Source organism: Promicromonospora kroppenstedtii DSM 19349 (genome assembly GCF_000515355.1).
Classification (GTDB): Bacteria; Actinomycetota; Actinomycetes; order Actinomycetales; family Cellulomonadaceae; genus Promicromonospora; species Promicromonospora kroppenstedtii.
In genome coordinates this window covers 14037-15860 of record NZ_KI911649.1, presented here as the reverse complement: position 1 = coordinate 15860, position 1824 = coordinate 14037, and the positions used below count along the sequence as shown (strand labels likewise).

The window sequence follows — 1824 nt, the reverse complement described above, 5'->3', positions numbered from 1 at the left end:
TGGGCCGTCGTCGCGGGTGCGCTGGCGCTGGTGGCGGTGAACGGCGTTCGGCGGGGCGCGTCGTCGGCCCGGCTGCTACGGGTGCTCGACGCCGCGGGCCGGGTCCCGGCGCTGGTGTTCCTGACCGTGGGGGCCGTGGCGAACACGGAGCCGCACTGGGGCGCCATCGCGGCGCTGTGGGTACTGGAGGTCGCGCTGCTCGTGCTCCTGGTGGTGGTCGCGCGGCGGCTCCTGCGCGGGCACACCACGGGCGTGCCGTCCTGGGCCGTCTGGATGGCCGCCCTGGCCGCGGGGATCGCGGCGTGGGTCCCGCGGGAGCTGCGGGTCGAGGTGTTCTCCGTGCCGCTGGGGGTGGGGCTCGTCGTGGCCGGCTGCTTCGCGCTCGGCGAGTGGGAGGCCCGGACCAAGGTGAGCGGGCCTGGCTCCGCCCCGGTCCCGCAGCGCACCCTGGTCGGCTGGCCGGTGGGCTGGACCGGCTCGTGGGCCCTGCTGGGGCCCGGGATCCTGGCGCTGCTCGGGCCCTCGGTGCTCGCGACGTTCACCGACCCCCAGACCTGGCGCGCGGTGTTCGTCGTCGCCGTGGCGCTGACCGGGGTGCTGGTGGGGTCCCGGCGCGGGCTCGCGGCGCCGTTCCTGCTCGGGGTCTGGGTGCTCCCGGTCGAGGTGCTGATCGTGTTCGTCAGCCAGCTCGGCACCGAGATCTCCGCGGTGCCGTGGATGCTCACGCTCGCGGCCGCGGGCGGGGTGCTGCTCATCATCGCCACCCTCGACGAGCGGCGGACCGAGGGCTACGGGGGCGCGGCGGCGTACCTGCGGGACCTGCGCTGACCGGTTCCGCACGCGGCGGCCCGGGACGCGGACAAGGCGGCCCAGGGCGTCGCGGTCGTGGTGGGATGACGCCATGCAGCACGATCTCCACCTCGCCGCCCACGACGTACGCCTCGAACCGCTGGCGCACGGGCACGCGCCGGCCCTGGCCGGGCTCGTCGACGACCGGCTCTGGGCCGGCATGACCACCGCGCTCCCCGACACCGTCCCCGCCATGGAGGCGTACGTGGACGCCGCCCTCGCGGCCCCGGACCACCTGGCGTTCGCGGTGCTCGGACCCGACGGCGAGGTGCGCGGCTCGACCCGGTTCTACGAGCTCAGCGCCCGGCAGCGGCGGGTCGAGATCGGGTCCACGTTCTACGGCCGCGACTGGTGGGCCGGCGCGACCAACCCGGCATGCAAGCTGATGCTGCTGCGGCACGCCTTCGAGGTGCTGGAGCTGCGCCGGGTCGCGCTGCGCTGCGACGCGCGGAACACGCGGTCCCGCGCGGCGATCCTCAGGCTCGGCGCGCAGGAGGAGGGCCGGCTGCGGGCGCACCGGATCGCCCCGGACGGTTCCGAGGGCGACACCCTGTACTTCTCGATCCTGTCCGACGAGTGGCCCGGCGTCCGCGAAGGGCTCGAGGCGCGGCTGGCGGGCCGCACTGCCGTGTCCGAATCCCGCTAGCCACCGCGTCCGGACCGGGCGCAGGATGGTGGGCATGACCGACGTCGAGCTCCGCGATCCCGCGTTCACCGAGCGCTACCGCGCCATCGCCGCGCGCGACTCCCGCTTCGACGGGCAGTTCTACACCGCGGTCCGCACCACCGGTATCTACTGCCGGCCGTCGTGCCCGGCGCGCACGCCGAAGGCCGAGAACGTCAGGTTCTACCTGACTTCCGCCGCCGCGCACGAGGCCGGGTTCCGCGCGTGCAAGCGGTGCCTGCCCGAGGCCGCGCCGGGCACACCGGCCTGGGACCTGCGCCGCGACCTCACCGGCCGCGCGATGCGGCTGG

3 protein-coding genes are annotated in these 1824 nt (G+C 75.8%); all 3 read left to right on the top strand.

Annotated features, from left to right (window positions below):
• Positions 1–828 (top strand): SCO7613 C-terminal domain-containing membrane protein (locus PROKR_RS09595; protein WP_036962596.1); only part of this gene is annotated, 828 nt, incomplete at its 5' end.
• Positions 829–901: 73 nt separating this feature from the next.
• Entirely contained in the window at positions 902–1495 is a 594-nt protein-coding gene (locus PROKR_RS09590) for a GNAT family N-acetyltransferase (RefSeq protein WP_036962594.1), read from the top strand.
• 34 nt (positions 1496–1529) lie between these two features.
• Positions 1530–1824, top strand: a 295-nt coding sequence (locus PROKR_RS34435) for an Ada metal-binding domain-containing protein (protein ID WP_036962592.1), incomplete at its 3' end; no start/stop codon positions are given.